This is a genomic window from Flavobacterium micromati, assembly GCF_900129585.1.
In the GTDB taxonomy this organism is placed as follows: domain Bacteria; phylum Bacteroidota; class Bacteroidia; order Flavobacteriales; family Flavobacteriaceae; genus Flavobacterium; species Flavobacterium micromati.
The window spans coordinates 186,376-202,727 of record NZ_FQWF01000010.1; the positions used below are offsets into that span (position 1 = coordinate 186,376).

At 31.3% G+C, this 16,352-nt stretch carries 17 protein-coding genes; 16 read left to right on the forward strand and 1 reads right to left on the reverse strand.

Annotated elements, in window-relative coordinates:
- Positions 1–556 precede the first annotated feature (556 nt).
- The 6 genes from BUB42_RS11950 (at position 557) to BUB42_RS11975 (ending at position 4,950) form a co-directional block, all read left to right on the forward strand.
- Positions 557–1,051: a rhodanese-like domain-containing protein gene (locus tag BUB42_RS11950; protein ID WP_073020630.1), complete on the forward strand. Its 495-nt coding sequence runs from the start codon at positions 557–559 to the stop codon at positions 1,049–1,051.
- The gene (locus BUB42_RS11955; RefSeq protein ID WP_073020632.1) at positions 1,041–1,652 is read left to right on the forward strand and encodes a TIGR04282 family arsenosugar biosynthesis glycosyltransferase; all 612 of its coding nucleotides are present in this window, start codon (positions 1,041–1,043) and stop codon (positions 1,650–1,652) included. The genes BUB42_RS11950 and BUB42_RS11955 overlap by 11 nt, the downstream gene beginning before the upstream one ends.
- Positions 1,653–1,724: 72 nt before the next feature.
- A complete protein-coding gene (locus tag BUB42_RS11960; protein WP_073020634.1) occupies positions 1,725–2,597 on the forward strand; it encodes a sterol desaturase family protein in 873 nt (290 codons plus the stop codon).
- A 66-nt stretch (positions 2,598–2,663) separates the two neighbouring features.
- Positions 2,664–3,422 carry a DUF547 domain-containing protein gene (locus tag BUB42_RS11965; RefSeq protein ID WP_073020646.1) on the forward strand — a complete coding sequence of 253 codons (759 nt, stop codon included), beginning with the start codon at positions 2,664–2,666 and terminating at the stop codon, positions 3,420–3,422.
- Entirely contained in the window at positions 3,415–4,107 is a 693-nt protein-coding gene (locus BUB42_RS11970; protein WP_073020648.1) for a TIGR04283 family arsenosugar biosynthesis glycosyltransferase, read from the forward strand. The genes BUB42_RS11965 and BUB42_RS11970 overlap by 8 nt, the downstream gene beginning before the upstream one ends.
- On the forward strand, positions 4,108–4,950 hold the full coding sequence (locus tag BUB42_RS11975; protein WP_073020650.1) for an AraC family transcriptional regulator: 843 nt from the start codon (positions 4,108–4,110) through the stop codon (positions 4,948–4,950).
- Positions 4,951–5,354: 404 nt separating this feature from the next.
- On the opposite strand, the gene BUB42_RS11980 is transcribed toward BUB42_RS11975, so the two are convergent.
- Complete coding sequence (locus BUB42_RS11980; RefSeq protein WP_073020651.1) at positions 5,355–6,614, reverse strand: BamA/TamA family outer membrane protein; 1,260 nt, start codon at positions 6,612–6,614, stop codon at positions 5,355–5,357.
- Positions 6,615–6,751: 137 nt separating this feature from the next.
- Here BUB42_RS11980 and BUB42_RS11985 point away from each other — a divergent pair, with 137 nt between their 5' ends.
- From BUB42_RS11985 to BUB42_RS12030, 10 genes are all read left to right on the forward strand, one after another.
- Positions 6,752–7,516, forward strand: coding sequence for a hypothetical protein (locus BUB42_RS11985; RefSeq protein ID WP_073020695.1), 765 nt, complete (start codon positions 6,752–6,754; stop codon positions 7,514–7,516).
- Between the two features lie 104 nt (positions 7,517–7,620).
- Positions 7,621–8,319: a DUF547 domain-containing protein gene (locus BUB42_RS11990; RefSeq protein ID WP_073020653.1), complete on the forward strand. Its 699-nt coding sequence runs from the start codon at positions 7,621–7,623 to the stop codon at positions 8,317–8,319.
- Positions 8,320–8,349: 30 nt separating this feature from the next.
- Positions 8,350–9,228, forward strand: coding sequence for a hypothetical protein (locus BUB42_RS11995; protein WP_073020655.1), 879 nt, complete (start codon positions 8,350–8,352; stop codon positions 9,226–9,228).
- 16 nt (positions 9,229–9,244) lie between these two features.
- On the forward strand, positions 9,245–10,540 hold the full coding sequence (locus BUB42_RS12000) for an NAD(P)/FAD-dependent oxidoreductase (RefSeq protein ID WP_073020657.1): 1,296 nt from the start codon (positions 9,245–9,247) through the stop codon (positions 10,538–10,540).
- A gap of 1 nt (position 10,541) precedes the next feature.
- On the forward strand, positions 10,542–12,134 hold the full coding sequence (locus BUB42_RS12005; protein ID WP_073020659.1) for a 4Fe-4S binding protein: 1,593 nt from the start codon (positions 10,542–10,544) through the stop codon (positions 12,132–12,134).
- Position 12,135: 1 nt separating this feature from the next.
- The gene (locus BUB42_RS12010) at positions 12,136–12,516 is read left to right on the forward strand and encodes a toxin-antitoxin system YwqK family antitoxin (protein ID WP_073020661.1); all 381 of its coding nucleotides are present in this window, start codon (positions 12,136–12,138) and stop codon (positions 12,514–12,516) included.
- The gene (locus tag BUB42_RS12015) at positions 12,513–13,202 is read left to right on the forward strand and encodes a glycosyltransferase family 2 protein (RefSeq protein WP_073020663.1); all 690 of its coding nucleotides are present in this window, start codon (positions 12,513–12,515) and stop codon (positions 13,200–13,202) included. The genes BUB42_RS12010 and BUB42_RS12015 overlap by 4 nt, the downstream gene beginning before the upstream one ends.
- Position 13,203: 1 nt before the next feature.
- The gene (locus BUB42_RS12020; RefSeq protein ID WP_073020697.1) at positions 13,204–14,685 is read left to right on the forward strand and encodes a cellulose synthase family protein; all 1,482 of its coding nucleotides are present in this window, start codon (positions 13,204–13,206) and stop codon (positions 14,683–14,685) included.
- Positions 14,686–14,740: 55 nt separating this feature from the next.
- Positions 14,741–14,947: a nitrate/nitrite transporter NrtS gene (gene nrtS, locus BUB42_RS16955; protein WP_073020665.1), complete on the forward strand. Its 207-nt coding sequence runs from the start codon at positions 14,741–14,743 to the stop codon at positions 14,945–14,947.
- On the forward strand, positions 14,922–16,280 hold the full coding sequence (locus BUB42_RS12030) for an MptA/MptB family glycosyltransferase (protein WP_073020667.1): 1,359 nt from the start codon (positions 14,922–14,924) through the stop codon (positions 16,278–16,280). Before nrtS ends, BUB42_RS12030 begins: the two co-directional genes overlap by 26 nt.
- Positions 16,281–16,352 lie beyond the last annotated feature (72 nt).

Sequence of the window (16,352 nt, forward strand, 5' to 3'; positions counted from 1 at the left end):
ATCAAAATTGTAATATCAATAATTTCTGAAAGATCTCGACTTATTTTCATACCTTTAAAAAATACTAAAATCTAGAAAATATTAAAATTTTAGGTAGCTAAAATGATAAAAAGTTTGCTGAACTTTCATTCTGAAAAAACTTGAAAAAAATATCTTCCAAAGCAAATGGATAACCGCCATATCTGAACAGGAAATCCTATAAAGTAATAATAAAAAAGTATCGTATTGTTAAAAGACAAAGCGAGAATAAAACTATTTTCGCAACTTGTCTTTTGGTAACTCATCAAGAAAGCGTCAAATTAAAAGTAAATATTTTTAGGCAGACACAAAAAATATTTTAATTTATTTTAGTGATTTTTATTAACAGATATAACGTTTATGACATGCTGTAAACATATTTTCTAAAATAATCTGGGAGGAAAAATACAATTACAAATCTGTCAAAATGTTTTTTACTGTTTCAATAAGTCCACCTTGGATAATTAATTTTATAAATATTTAAAATTCTTGTCAGGAATAAAATAACAAGTCGACTATTTATGATAACATTAAAATTATGAAATTCCTGTTTAAAATATTTATCTTTTTTACAACTTCATTTTGTTTTTCACAAAACACGATTCCATTGGTTTTAGAAAAATTGAATAAACAAACGGTTCCTTACATTACAATTAAAGAACTCAACACAAGAACTGGAGTTATTTTACTAGATGCGAGAGAAATTAAAGAATTTAAAGTAAGTCACATCAAAAACGCTACAAACGTAGGATTTGATAAGTTTGACAGTGCCAAACTTGCTAAAAAATTTAAAGATAAAAATGCAACAATTATTGTGTATTGCTCTATTGGTGTTCGCAGCGAAAAAATAGGCGAAAAATTACAAAAATTAGGTTATAAAAATGTCTACAATTTGTATGGAGGCATTTTTGAGTATAAAAATACTGGCGGTAAAGTGATTAACAATCAGAATAAAGTAACAGATAGTGTGCATACTTTTAATAAAATATGGAGCGTTTATTTAACTAAAGGAATAAAGGTTTATGAAAACTGATGCTTTACTCATTTTTACTCGTAATCCTGAATTAGGAAAAGTAAAAACAAGACTTGCAAAAACAATTGGTAATCAAAAAGCTTTACAAGTTTATTGCGATTTACTCTTGCATACCATGACTGAAACAAAACCTGTCAATAGTGATAAATTCGTATTTTATGATAGTAGTATTATCGAAGATGATATTTGGTCTAGAGAATTTTATCATAAAAAACTACAATCCAATGGCGATTTAGGAAATCGGATGCACGATGCATTTGAAACCCTTTTTGAGATGGGTTATCAAAATTGTATTATCATTGGTAGTGATTTGTTAGATCTAAAAACAAGCCTTATTGATACTGCTTTTATTAAACTTTTAGATCATGATGCAGTTATAGGACCCGCTGAAGATGGCGGCTATTATTTATTAGGATTAAAGCGAAATAATACTCTTATTTTCCAAAATAAAGATTGGGGAACGAGTACTGTTTTAAAAGCAACGATAAGCGATTTAGCGGCTCACAAAGTGTGTCTTTTAGATACTTTAAACGATATTGATACCTTTGAAGATTTAGAACAAAGCTCTTATAATTTGGTAGGAATAAAATCAGTCTTGTAAATAAAAATAAGTAAAAAAAAATACATTAAGCGGTGAGATAAATAGCACCAACTAAAAAATTGCGTATTAAAAATGGAAAAATATATTGACATATTCTTGAATTCCTACAGCGGTTATTTAAATTATCTGAAAGAGGAAATTTTATACTGGAAATGGGACAACTATTTTTATGGATTGATCGCTATTTCTTTAGTCGTGTGGCTACTTGAAATAATTTTCCCTTGGCGAAAACAACAGGCTATTTTTCGTAAGGATTTCTGGTTGGATTTATTTTATGTCTTTTTCAATTTTTTCCTGCTCAATTTAATTCTTCTTATTGCATTATCTAATGTAACTGCACAACTTATTAATGACTCACTTGGTATGTTTGGGCTTGAATTAATGTCTATTCAACTGTTTTCTTTGTCGGAGTTACCAAAACCTCTGGCTTTACTTGTATTCTTCATCATTAGCGATTTTATTCAATGGAACGTACATCGTTTATTGCATACCATTCCTTTTTTATGGAAAATTCATAAAACCCATCATAGCATAAAAGAAATGGGTTTTGCTGCCCATTTTAGATACAATTGGATGGAGCCTCTTGTTTACAAATCCATTCTATACATTCCTATTATTCTCATAGGTGGAATAAACCTTCAAGATGTATTTATTGTGCATTTTATTTCGATTGCTATTGGCCATTTGAATCACGCTAATCTGGGTTGGGACTACGGCATTTTGAAATTTATCTTTAACAATCCCAAAATGCATATTTGGCATCATAGTAAAAAAATGCCAAATAAACAGGGAGTTAATTTTGGAATTTCATTAAGTATTTGGGATTATTTATTCAAAACCAGTTATATACCCGCCAGCGGAAGAGATATCGAACTTGGTTTTCACGATGAAAATGAGTTTCCTAAAGATTTTATCAAACAAGAAATATATCCTTTTATAAAATAGTTTCTTTATTCTGTCAGGAACGAGTTTAATGATTGTCTATAGTTTTACAAATTAAAAATAGTACCGATGAAAAAATATTTTTTAACACTGCTCCTTTTGCCACTGCTTTCCTGCGGTAAAAATAAAAATAATTCTGATATTCCAACTGCAGCATTCCAAACTAGCATTACTGCCAATGCTAAGAGTATAAATCATGCAAAATGGAATTTATTATTACAAAACAATGTTTCTAAAAACGGACTCGTAAATTACAAAGGATTTCAAAAAGATAGTAAAGAATTAAAATTGTATCTCAGCGAATTGTCGGCGAATGTTCCGACAAAATCATGGTCAAAAAATGCTGTTCTTGCGTATTGGATAAATGCCTATAATGCCTACACCGTGCAATTAATTCTTGACAATTATCCCACTAAAAGTATTAAAGACATAGCTAATCCATGGAGTAAAAAATTCTTTTCTTTAGGTAACAAAACATACAGTTTAGAAGAAATCGAACATGAAATTCTTCGCAAAATGAACGAACCGCGAATTCATTTCGCTATCAATTGTGCCTCTTTTTCGTGTCCAAATTTACTAAACGAAGCCTATACTGACGCCAAATTAGAGCAGCAATTAAAAGCTGTGTCAAAAAGTTTTATCAATGACAAAACTAAAAATACTATAACCACAAATAAAATTGAAATTTCAAAAATATTTGATTGGTTTGCTGGTGACTTTAAGAAAAAAGGTTCCATTATTGATTTCTTAAACCAGTACAGTACTGTGAAAATAAGTACTAAAGCAAAAATCAATTACAAAGAATACAACTGGAGCTTAAATGAATAAAATTTCGATAATAATCCCCGTTTTTAATGACGTAAATAGCATTAGTAAATTATTATTAGATCTTGAAAATAAAATATTTTACAAAGAGGCAGTTGAAATAATTGTTGTTGATGGTGGCAGTACAGATCAAACGCAAAATAAAATTAGAGCTAATTTTAGTGTAAAATTAATTGAAACAGAAAAAGGCAGATCAATCCAAATGAATGCAGGAGCTAAAGCCGCTACAGGGTATATTCTTTATTTTTTGCACAGTGATAGTTTCCCCCCAGTCAATTTTGACCGCATCATTAAAGGTACTGTCCAAAAAGGGAATCTAGCAGGTTGTTTCCGACTGAAATTTGATTACCGTCATCCGGTATTAATGATTTCACAGTGGTTCACCAGATTTAATCATATTTCTTGTCGCGGTGGAGACCAATCGTTATTTATAACTAAAAACCTGTTTGAGGAAATAAATGGATTTGATGAAAAATTTATCATTTATGAAGATAATGAACTCATTTCTAGGCTTTACGCCAAAAAACAGTTTGCAGTAATTCCGGAATACATTATCACTTCTGCCAGAAGATACCGTCAAAATGGAGTTTGGCGTTTACAATTTCATTTTGGAATCATTCATCTCAAACGTAGGTTAGGGCATTCTTCTGAAAGTATGCTGCAGTATTATAAACGAAACGTCCTATAAATGGAATATCAAGGAAAGCTTAACGAATATTTTCATTTAGACACAATTAAAAGTGAAGATGCCTCTTGGTTGAACAATTTCAAAGGGAGCTGTTTGCGGATATTTTGGAATGATAGTGCAGATACTATTTTAATTATTGACGGAGTAGAATATCCTTTATTGCAAAATCAAATTTTGTTTCTAAGTGATATGCACGATATTGTAATTTCTAAAATAAATGAAATTAATCTCGTGCGATTCAATCGAGAATTTTACAGTTCAGAGTTTTTTGATAAAGAAATTGGGTGCAATGGTGTTTTGTTTTTTGCAAATGCTAAAATTCCAATTATAACTCTTGAGGGGCCACATTTAACTAAATTTAAACTTTTATGGGCCGTTTTTTTAATTGAATTCGAAACACGTGATAATCTGCAATCGCAAATGTTATTGATGTTATTAAAACGTTTCTTGATCTTAGCAACACGGATTTATAAAATACAAAATAGTAATATTCATCTTCATGTAACTAAGTTAGATACCATAAGAGAATTTAATTTATTAGTTGAAATGCATTATAAGAAGAAACATTCTGTGTTAGAATATGCTGATTTGATGAATAAACCCGCAAAATCGTTAACTAATCTTTTTTCTTTACATTCTGAAAAAACTCCTTTAAAAGTCATTCAAAATAGAATTCATATTGAAGCAAAAAGACAATTGCTTTTTACTCAGAAAATCGTAAAAGTAATTGCTTTTGAACTTGGATTTGAAGATTTGCAATCCTTTAGTCGATTTTTTAAAAATAAAGAAGGACTTTCTCCCAAAGAGTTTAGATATGAAAATAGAACTACCGACAAGTTTTAAATAAAAATATCAAACTTAGTACTAGATACAATTTGTTGTAACAATTTTATAATAAAAATGTACTGCACGTTATTGCATGCGAATCTATTCTAAAGTGTCAATTTTTGTCATCATAAGCGAATTAGGAGAGATACAAGTGGGAACGCTTCGACTGCGCTCAACGAGACAAATGCTAACTTAAATCATTCTCACTACTTTTAATGTCTTCAATACCTAAATTGATAAAAGAAAATTATTCAAATTTTTTGTCTGTTGTGTATTGTTAACAAAAAATGATATAGAATATTATAGATTGGAAGTTAATTCTCCGAAAATTTTAAAGTAGAAAACCTTAAAAATTATCTCTCTAGTTTTTGCAAAAAAAGGTAAAATAAAAGGAACCACTGACCCTTAATTTTTATTTATCAAAAATACTGTCCAATTCCAAAAACAATTCCATTTGATGCATTTTTTGTAATTCCGAAACCATAATCAATCCTAAAAGTAGCATTAAAAATTGTTTTATGAATAACACGAAGTCCAATTCCAGGATAAACTCTGAAATTATCGGATGCAACAAAGTCACTAAAATTTCCACCGGGTTGCCGCCAACTTCCAGAATCTACAAATGCATTTCCCTGCAAAACAAACCAGCCTTTTTCATAAAGAGTTTTTCGATATTCGGTATTTAAAACGATCACACCAGTTCCACGATCAATAATATTTCCTACGCCTCGAATGTTTAAATTATTATCTAAAGCAAATGGTGCAAACGGACTTTTATCATTTGAAGATAAACCTACTCGCAATCTACTTGCCCAATTTCCAGTTTTACCAATACGCTTAAAATAAGAGAAATCATTCCAAGCAATAATAAAATCATTTTGAAATTCAGAAGAACTAAAAACATATTGTCCAAAAAAGTTGTTCCGAATTCCTTTTACTAAATAAAAGTCATATAACAAATTATCATAATTATAATTTGATTTCACTAACATTTTATCAACCTCTAATTTTTGTGGAACATCAAATGCAGTGGGACCAGAAATATATTGATATGTTTCTGAAAAAACATTGACTCCAAATTTTATGGAATTTCTGTAATTCAAGCGATAAACACCTAACAATTCAGCACCTGTATTCGTATATTCATATCTTGCTGGTAATTCATTTATAAAAATAGGTTCAATACTTGCTAATTTTTGAAAACTAGTTTCTAAACCAATGTTAGCGGAAAATAAAAACGGTGCTGAAAAATGGAAACCAAAAGAAGCAACACCATTGTATTGATAAAATCCTCCAATAGTATTATTTCTTCCCAAAAAATTATAATCAAAAACGCCTATTTTGTAAGCGGCAGCTGCTTCATCTGTTGTCCATAAAGCGATATTAGGCAAAATACTCCAGTTTTCAATAATTGTATAAGTCACTTCGTAACTAGAATCAACAGCTTTCGAAACTTTAAAAGTGATGTTAGAAACCCCATTCAAACGGGTCAAAGCTGCCACATCATTTTCTAATTTCACACTGTCTAATGGTTGGTTTATTTTAGTTTCTATAAATTCTGTCATGAATTTAATATTCATTTTTTTATTTCCTTTCCAAGAAATGGTGGAAACATTTTTGTTTTGAGCGGAAGCCGCAAAAATGGAAAAAACAGTTATTAATAAATATTTTTTTAACATTTATATTTTTTTTATAAATATCTAAATAAAAAGTCAGAAAATGATTTGTAAGTGTAGAATTGCCAAGAAATAAGGTAAAAAGACTAACTCAAAAAACTCATCCAAAAATGATCTTTGTTAAAATAAAAATTTACAAAATGAAACAGTTATTGCTATTCACATTTTTATTATTGAGTATTCTTGGGTGCCAAAAATCAGAAAAACAACCGCAAGAATTATCTTTTGTTCAAAAAGTAGAAAAGGCACACAATAAGGAGAAATTTAATCAAGAGGAAATGATTCAATTCGATTTGCTATTATCCTTTGGTGGACAAGAACGAATTAATGCTAAAGTAACATTGAAAACAAATTCAAGTAAAGGAAAAATCACTTTCGCCGATGGAAATACTATTATTTATGATGGAAGGAAAGTGTATTATTCGCCCGAATTAAACGATACAACGGTGCGATTTGATGCATACACTTGGAGTTATTTCTTTTTATTTCCGTTCAAATTAAGCGATAGCGGTACCAAATGGGAATATTACACAAACATAGAAAAGGATGCTAAAAAATTCAATACTGAAAAATTAACTTTTGAACCAAAAACTGGCGATGCTCCAGACGATTGGTACGTTGTTTATTCCGTTTTAGATTCAGATTTAATTCAAAAAGTAGCATATATAGTCACTAATAACGGCACAAAAGAAGAAGCAGAAAAAAACCCTCATGCTATACAATATTCTAATTATCAAGAAGTAAATGGCATTCCGATTGCAACACGATGGCAATTTTGGGGTTGGAACAAAAAAGAGGGGTTGACAAAGCAGTTGGGTGAAGCTTCAATTTCTAATTTAAAATTCTTAAAAGATGATCCCTCAATATTTACTCCAGCTAAAAATCTAAAAATCAGTGTTCAGTAAAAGACCAATGTAAATTTTTACTATACAATATTTTAAAATTTTCTCCTTCTCCTGTAAAATTTAATGATTTCACAAAAATAACCGTTTATTAAAAGTAGGACACAATGAAAAAAACCTTCGCACTTTTGCTTATTTTAATGCTGATTAGCATTTCGGCTTTTAGTCAAAAGGATACTTTTTTTAGTAAAACTAATTCTTTTCTAAAAAAATATGTTAGCGACAATAAAGTTGATTATTTTGCTATTAAAACAAGCCCAAATGAATTAGATGACCTCGTAAAAATTATAGCAAATTATGATTTAACTACAGATGAAAACTCTAACAAAGCTTTTTTAATTAATGCTTATAATTTATTGGTAATAAAGGGAATTACAACACAATTTCCAGTAAAATCTCCACTTGATATCGCTGGCTTTTTTGACAAAACTATTTATACAATTTCTGGCAAAAAAATAACCTTGAATGATATTGAAAACAAGATGTTAAGAGCCAAATATAATGATGCTCGATTACATTTTGTTTTAGTTTGCGGAGCAAATGGTTGTCCGCCAATACTACCAGAAGCTTATTTACCTGAAACACTTGATGCTAAATTAGACCAACAAACTACCAAAGCTTTAAATAATCCAAATTTTATAAAAGTTAAAGGCGATAAAATCCAACTATCGCAACTATTTGAGTGGTACAAAGCCGATTTTAAAAATAAAGAAATTGAATTTATAAATTCATTTAGAGAAACCAAAATAAATCCGAAGACAAAGTTTAGCTATTATCCTTATGATTGGAGCTTAAATAAAAAATAATTTAAAGTTATTTAACCAAAACTAAAAATAATGAAATCACTTAAAATTTTATTGATACTGTTCCTCGTTTCTGTTCAATCTGGTATTGCTCAAGAAAATCAGGAACAAGAACAATCCAATATACAAACCTATACGCCTTCAAAATTATTAGAAAAAGGAAAATGGGATATTAAATGGTTTAACAACTTATATACACAAAACAAAGAGGAATCAAACGGAAACACGAGAGATATTCCTCGTTCTAATTTTTTTACAACATCACTAGAAGTTTTTACCGGAGCTAGCACTAATAAAAAATTTAATGCGGGCGTAATTTTAGAAATAAGATCTAATACTTTTGGAGGCCAAAATGCTAGCAGTGTTTTTTCGTTTGATAATGAAATTGGAAAAGCGCGAACATCTTTATCACACATTGCACCGTCGGTAAAAATTGCGCCTTTTAGTTCATTGCCAAGATTTTCGATTCAAAGTTCATTTTTCATTCCAGTATTTGATAAAGAAAATAATGAAAATGGATTTTTAGCACAAAAAAGTTTCATCTGGCAAAATAGATTTTTTTACGATTATACTTTTCCAGGAGCTAAATTTCAGTTGTTTTCAGAATTTGGTACACGCCTATTTTTAGGTAAGAAAGAAGAAGGTTTTGCTAATAATAGCATTGAACTTGCTCCAGGAATATTTCTAAGTTATTTTCCAACAAGTAAATTTACTGTTCTCGGTTTTGTTCAACACGCTCAACTAGTTGATTTAGGAAATGATTTTAGTCAAAATTATTCTGCAATTGGAACAGGCGCAAAATATCAATTGACAAAAGTACTGAATCTGGAAGTTTTATATAGTAAATTTGTTAGAGGGAATGATAGTGGTTTGGGACAATCATTCAACTTAGGATTAAGGGCGATTTTTTAAAAATTTTAGTACAATTATGGAACACTTAGTCATTATTGGCAACGGAATCGCTGGGGTTACATTAGCGCGTCACATTCGGAAAAAATCGACTTCAAAAATCACTATTGTCTCCTCAGAAAATGAGTATTTCTTTTCTCGAACGGCGCTAATGTACGTATTCATGGGACACATGAAGTTTAATCATATACAGTCTTATGAAAATGGCTTTTGGAAAAAGAATAACATCAATCTCGTCCATGGACTGGTTACCGCTGTAGTTCCCGAATCAAAAGAAATTATTATACAGAATAACGAAAAGATTGCTTTTGAAAAATTAGTGATTGCTACTGGATCAAAATCCAATAAATTCGGATGGCCAGGACAAGATTTAAAAGGCGTTACTGGACTCTATCACAAACAGGATTTAGAAGCATTAGAAAACTGGGCACCAACCACGAAGCGTGCAGTAATTGTAGGCGGTGGTTTAATCGGTATCGAATTAGCCGAAATGCTTCGGTCTCGCAATATTCCTGTCACTTTTTTGGTTCGGGAAAAAAGTTTTTGGAGTGGTATTTTGCCTTTGGGCGAAAGCCAAATGATCAACCGCCATATTCTTGAACATCACATTGATTTACGATTAGAAACAAATTTGGTAGAAATCCTTTCGGATGATCAAGGACATGCGAGAGCGGTAGTTACTGATAAAGGTGAAACTATTGATTGCGAGATTGTTGGCCTTTCGGTAGGTGTTTCACCCAATATTGATTTCTTAAAAGATTCCGGAATTGAATTAGGAAAAGGAGTAAAAGTAAACCGTTTCTTTGAAACAAACATAAAGGATATTTACGCCATTGGAGACTGTGCTGAACAGCATGAAGCCATTGATTTACGACCATCCATAGAAGCGGTTTGGTATACAGGACGAATGATGGGAGAAGTATTGGCGCAAACATTAACTGGAACGCGCACTGCTTACAAACCAGGACATTGGTTCAATTCGGCGAAGTTTTTAGACATTGAATACCAAACGTATGGCTGGGTTTGGGCTGACGCAAAAGAATATGAAGAACAGTTTTACTGGGAACATCAGGCGGGCAAAAAAGCAATCCGAATTTCATTTGACAAAAAAGACCGAACTTTTTTAGGAATAAATACTTTTGGAATCCGGATGCGCCATGAGTTTTTTGACAAAGTCCTGACGAGCAAAGAGACCGTAGATTATGTCATTGCGCATTTAGCAAAAGCTAATTTTGACCCCGAATTATTTACGTCTCACACTTCCGAAATTCAAAAGCAATTTAGCATCCAATTCGTTGGTGTAAAAACAACATAAAATGAGCAAATCAGCCAAAAATTTATCTATCGCCTCTCATGAAAACCAGGATATGGATGGAATCCAAAAATTAAGCGTTACGCTAGGATTACTAGGACTCTTTATTATGACACTATCCTTATTTAATGTCTCTTTCCCTAATAAAGGATTTTGGTTGGCAGGATCAATTATTGCTATTTTAACCGGTATTGTAGTTTATACTAACAGAACTTATTTAAACCAACCTGCAGGAATAAAAAATAATGGAGTTTGGCACAAGGATTTTACCAATAGGGGAAATTGGGCTTGGATGGTTGGAATTATTCTGACTTCGTTTTATGTTGTTTTATATTGGTATCCGCAATACTTAGGATTGAATCAAGAAGGTAAAGAAAACACGGGAATTGTAGGTTTTTTTGATCCACTAAGTTACATTTTAAATGGAAAAGCCGCTAGCCAATGGTTTGTGTATGGAACTTTGTACACCATTGCCATTGTTGGTTTGGGCTATAAGTTTATTTTAAAATACCGCACCAATAAATACCAACTGGTGCGTACCCTTTCGGTTATGTTTTTTCAGTTGGGATTTGCTTTTTTGATTCCTGAAATATTGGAAAAATTGAATCCCGAAAAAGCTTTTTTTGCGAAAGATTTAAAAAACATGTGGCCGCTAAATTACTATTTCTTCAATGAGTGGCATTTAAAGAATATGTTTGACGGTGGCAATTTAGGAATGTTTATGTTGTTTTTTGGAATTGCTATGATTTTCATTATTTCCCCTATTCTAACCTATTTTTATGGAAAGCGTTGGTATTGCTCTTGGGTTTGTGGTTGTGGTGGTTTAGCCGAAACTGCTGGAGACAGCTACAGGCATTTATCCAATAAGACAGAAACGGTTTGGAAAATTGAAAGGTGGATGATTCACTCGGTGCTAGTGTTTTCATTTGTGATGACCATTGCAGTTATCTTTACTTTTTTATCTAGTAATCCTGAGTTAACCTTTAGTACTAAAGACCAATTTATTTGGGGTATTGTGATCTTTTTAATCGTTTTCACGGGAGCCTTATATATTTTTAAACGCAAAGAATTAGACACCGATGCTGTTTATACTATGCTGTCATTGGTCACTATTATTATTATTGCTTTGCTGATTAATTATTTTTCGGGTAACCAAAATATTCTTTTTATTGATGGTAATTACTTAAGGGAATGGTATGGTTTTGCAATTGGTGCTGCTTTTAGTGGTGTTATAGGAGTAGGCTTCTATCCTATTCTAGGCAATCGAGTTTGGTGTCGTTTTGGTTGTCCAATGGCGGCGATATTAGGTTTACAACAACGATTGCTTTCAAAATTTAGAATAACTACTAATGGTGGTCAATGTATTTCATGTGGCAATTGTTCTACTTATTGCGAAATGGGAATTGACGTGCGCAGTTATGCCGAAAAAGGAGAAAACATTGTTCGTTCTTCCTGCGTAGGTTGCGGTATATGTGCCGCAGTGTGTCCGAGAGGAGTATTAAAATTGGAAAATGGTTCACAAGAAGGAAGAATAAATTCCAATGAAATTTTGCTTGGAAATGACGTTAACTTAATGGATTTACTCAATAAAAAGTAAAATGATACAATTTCTATTATTGTTCACATTATTAAGTCAAAGCGCTGATAAATTTTACAATAAAACATATCATCTTAATGGAAACATAGCATCGGAAGGTTGGATCCAAGACAACAAAAAAATTGACTATTGGTTTTATTATTTTGAAAATGGCAATAGGAAATATCAAGGTAGTTACAAAGACAATAAAAAAAAAGATTGGTGGATTGTTTATAATACTGACGGATCCATTTTAAAGAAATGTGAGTATAAAAATGATATTTTAAATGGTTTAAGCATACTTTATAACCATGACAAAATAATTTGTGCTGAAAAATATGAAAATGGAATCAAGAAAAAAATATATTACAGTATCGAGGAGTATAAAAAAGATCAGAAATGACTAAAATAACAGTAATTATTCCTGCATACAACGAAGAAAAATCCATTGGGAAGGTCATTCAAGAAATTCCAAAAATAGTTTCTGAAATAATTGTTATCAATAATAACTCAACTGATGCAACCGCGCAAGTAGCTTTTGAAAATGGAGCAACAGTACTAGCTGAAAACCGAAAAGGATATGGTTATGCCTGTCTAAAAGGGCTGGAATACATTGCACAACTAAAAACGAAGCCCGATATTGTTGTTTTTTTGGATGGAGATTATTCCGACTATCCTCAAGAATTGACTCAAATTATTACGCCAATTCTGGAGGAAAATATTGATTTTGTTGTTGGTGCTAGAGTTCCAGAATTTAGAGAAAATGGTTCGATGACGCCGCAGCAGGTTTTTGGAAACTGGCTGGCAACAACTTTGATGAAAAGCTTTTTTGGTGCTACATTTACGGATTTGGGTCCCTTTAGAGCCATAAAATATCAAAAATTAGTTGCACTACAGATGGAAGATAAAACATACGGATGGACCGTAGAAATGCAACTCAAAGTTTTAAAACAAAAAATGACCTACGTAGAAATTCCTGTTCATTATAAAAACAGAATAGGAGTTTCAAAAGTATCAGGGACTTTAAAAGGAACCGTTATGGCAGGAGTTAAAATAATAGGCTGGATTTTTAAATATGCATTCAAATAATATGCTACTACTTTCTTACATAATACTGTTTATCTACTGCTTGGCTATTCTGTTGATTTTTTTTTACGGGTTAGCGCAATTAAATTTGTTAGTCAATTATTTAAAATATAAAAAGAAAATTGATACTGCTTTACAATTTGATTTTACAAATCCAAATGAAATTCCTAAAGTTACGGTTCAATTGCCTATTTTCAATGAAAAGTATGTAATTGAACGGTTGCTGACCACAATTGCAAAATTGGACTATCCACACGAAAAATTGGAAATTCAAGTCCTTGACGATAGCACAGATGAAAGTATAATTCAAACTGCGAAAATAATTGATGATCTATCCAACTCAGGATTAGACATCAAACACATTACAAGAACAAACCGTTCCGGTTTCAAAGCGGGAGCATTAAAAGAAGGATTAGCAATTGCAAAAGGTGAATTTATTGCCATTTTTGATTCTGATTTTGTGCCACAAAAAGAATGGTTACTGCAAACAATTCCGTATTTCAAAGACCCTAATATTGGCGTAGTTCAAACCCGCTGGGGACATTTAAACAGAAATTATTCCGTTTTAACTAAAATTCAAGCTTTTGCGCTCGACGCTCATTTTACATTAGAACAAGTAGGCCGAAATTCACAATCGCATTTTATTAATTTTAACGGAACAGCAGGCGTTTGGCGAAAAGAATGTATCATCGATGCTGGAAATTGGGAAAGCGATACGCTCACTGAAGATTTAGATTTAAGCTATCGCGCCCAACTTAAAAATTGGAAATTCAAATATTTAGTCGATGTAGAAACACCTGCCGAATTACCTGTAATTATTAGTGCAGCACGATCCCAGCAATTTAGATGGAACAAAGGTGGCGCCGAAAATTTCAGGAAAATGAGTTGGCGCGTACTCACTTCAAAAAATCTTTCGTTAAAAACCAAATTTCATGGTCTATTGCATTTACTCAATAGTTCGATGTTTTTGCTCATTTTTATAATGGCGGTTTTGAGTGTGCCTGTTTTATTTATAAAAAGCTATTATGCCCATCTTTCAGTTTTTTTCGATGTATTGGTGATTTTTGTCTTTACTTCAATACTATTTTTTATTTGTTATTGGTTTACCTACAAGAATATCCAAGGCGGTGGTTTTATCAATTTTATTAAATATATTGGCTTGTTTTTTACATTTTACAGCATTGCCATGGGATTTTCATTTCACAATACCATTGCTGTTTTAGAAGGACTTTTTGGTAAAAAAAGTGAATTTATAAGAACCCCGAAATTCAATATTGAAAGTTTAAAAGAGAACTGGAAACAAAACAGTTACATTTCAACAAAAGTTTCAAAAAACATATTTATCGAGGCATTGCTTATACTTTATTTTCTTTTCGGGATTTATAGCGGTATTCGGTTGAACGATTTTGGATTGATGCCGTTTCACTTAATGCTTTGCTTTGGATATGGATTTGTCTTCGTAAAATCTATTCAAGTAACCAGTTGATTGATCTGTTTCTTGTTAAAAAAATAAAAAATTAAACTTTGAATTAGCATTTACAGTGAAAAAAGAAAATTATTATATCGCAATAAAAATTGCTTTGTTTGTCGGCACTATTCTGAACTTGATTAATAATTACAATGCAATATTCTCTAATTTAGTAGATGCAAAAATAGGTGTCCAAGTTATTTTAACTTATTTTGTTCCTTTTTTCGTGTCAATTTATTCTCAATGGAAAGCTAATGATTCAAATAAACAATCATACTAAACTTTATACTTTCTGTAGTGTATTCACTTATGTGTATCTCGCACATTTTTTAGAGAGAAAAGATTTTATCGCTTTGACAATTGCTGTAGGTTTACTATTTTTCTTTAGCTACAAAATTATTCAAATTCAAAGAGACAATTTTACTTTTCTAATCGGGATTGCATTACTTTTTAGATTGCTATTTGTGTTTAGTTTACCAAATTTATCACAAGATTATTTTCGTTTTATTTGGGACGGAAACCTGATTCTAGAAAATATAAACCCCTATTTGCAGCTACCAAAAGATCTAATCAATCAAAGTAACTTTGTGATTCCAAATGGGCGTGATTTGTACGACGGAATGGGAAGTTTAAGTGCTGGACATTATTCAAATTATCCTCCAGTAAACCAATTTTTATTTGCTATTGCTGCCTTTTTTAGTAATCAAACGATATTAGGTTCAGCAATAGGAATGCGATTATTGATTATTGCAGCTGATTTTGGAACATTATATTTTGGAAGTAAATTATTAATTCGATTAGGAATGGAGAAACACCGTATTTTCTGGTATGTTCTCAATCCTTTGGTACTACTTGAGCTCACTGGTAACTTACATTTCGAAGGGGTGATGCTTTTCTTCTTGGTTTGGAGTATGTATTTATTAAATCAAAATAAATGGAAATTAGCCGCAGTAATTCTGGCTTTTTCTATTTCTGTCAAATTATTACCATTGTTGTTATTGCCTCTGTTTTTTAGAAAACTTGGATGGAAAAAAGCAATCTCTTTTTACACAATTGTTATTGGTGTGAACGTTTTACTTTTTCTACCCTTTCTATCCAACGAATTGATCCAAAACTACAGCGCAACCATAGGCCTTTGGTTTACTAATTTCGAATTTAATGCCAGCATTTATTATGTGATTAGACAAATTGGTTTTTGGATTATCGGATATAATATTATTCATATCACCGGAAAAATTATTCCTGTCTTGATTATTATATTTATCGCTTTCCAGAGTTTAAACAAGAATAATAAAAATACTATTACTTTCTTTAATAGCATGCTTTTAGTATTGACTGTCTATTTTTTCGCTTCCACGACGGTGCATCCTTGGTACGTAATTAATCTAGTTTTAATTGCCGTTTTTACATCCTATAAATATCCTTTTTTATGGAGTTTTACTATAATTTTAAGCTATAGCGCTTATTCAAAAACGGAATTTTCAGAAAATTACTGGTTAATTGCTCTAGAATATAGTACTGTTATCTTTTTTCTTTTCTATGAAAAAAGCAAGATTTCAAGGCCGGGAAAAAGAATATATTTGAATTTTTTCATTGCTATCCGAAAGTTTTAAGAAAACCTTAAATATCAGTCGGCATTGCCTATATACAGGTTGTTTTTAAAAAATTATCCTGAAAATAAGTCA

Coding starts and splice junctions, on each gene's coding strand:
- BUB42_RS11950 (WP_073020630.1), top strand. CDS start 557: ATGAAATTCCTGTTTAAAATATTTATCTTTTTTACAACTTCATTTTGT.
- BUB42_RS11955 (WP_073020632.1), top strand. CDS start 1,041: ATGAAAACTGATGCTTTACTCATTTTTACTCGTAATCCTGAATTAGGA.
- BUB42_RS11960 (WP_073020634.1), top strand. CDS start 1,725: ATGGAAAAATATATTGACATATTCTTGAATTCCTACAGCGGTTATTTA.
- BUB42_RS11965 (WP_073020646.1), top strand. CDS start 2,664: ATGAAAAAATATTTTTTAACACTGCTCCTTTTGCCACTGCTTTCCTGC.
- BUB42_RS11970 (WP_073020648.1), top strand. CDS start 3,415: ATGAATAAAATTTCGATAATAATCCCCGTTTTTAATGACGTAAATAGC.
- BUB42_RS11975 (WP_073020650.1), top strand. CDS start 4,108: ATGGAATATCAAGGAAAGCTTAACGAATATTTTCATTTAGACACAATT.
- BUB42_RS11980 (WP_073020651.1), bottom strand. CDS start 6,614: ATGTTAAAAAAATATTTATTAATAACTGTTTTTTCCATTTTTGCGGCT.
- BUB42_RS11985 (WP_073020695.1), top strand. CDS start 6,752: ATGAAACAGTTATTGCTATTCACATTTTTATTATTGAGTATTCTTGGG.
- BUB42_RS11990 (WP_073020653.1), top strand. CDS start 7,621: ATGAAAAAAACCTTCGCACTTTTGCTTATTTTAATGCTGATTAGCATT.
- BUB42_RS11995 (WP_073020655.1), top strand. CDS start 8,350: ATGAAATCACTTAAAATTTTATTGATACTGTTCCTCGTTTCTGTTCAA.
- BUB42_RS12000 (WP_073020657.1), top strand. CDS start 9,245: ATGGAACACTTAGTCATTATTGGCAACGGAATCGCTGGGGTTACATTA.
- BUB42_RS12005 (WP_073020659.1), top strand. CDS start 10,542: ATGAGCAAATCAGCCAAAAATTTATCTATCGCCTCTCATGAAAACCAG.
- BUB42_RS12010 (WP_073020661.1), top strand. CDS start 12,136: ATGATACAATTTCTATTATTGTTCACATTATTAAGTCAAAGCGCTGAT.
- BUB42_RS12015 (WP_073020663.1), top strand. CDS start 12,513: ATGACTAAAATAACAGTAATTATTCCTGCATACAACGAAGAAAAATCC.
- BUB42_RS12020 (WP_073020697.1), top strand. CDS start 13,204: ATGCTACTACTTTCTTACATAATACTGTTTATCTACTGCTTGGCTATT.
- BUB42_RS12030 (WP_073020667.1), top strand. CDS start 14,922: ATGATTCAAATAAACAATCATACTAAACTTTATACTTTCTGTAGTGTA.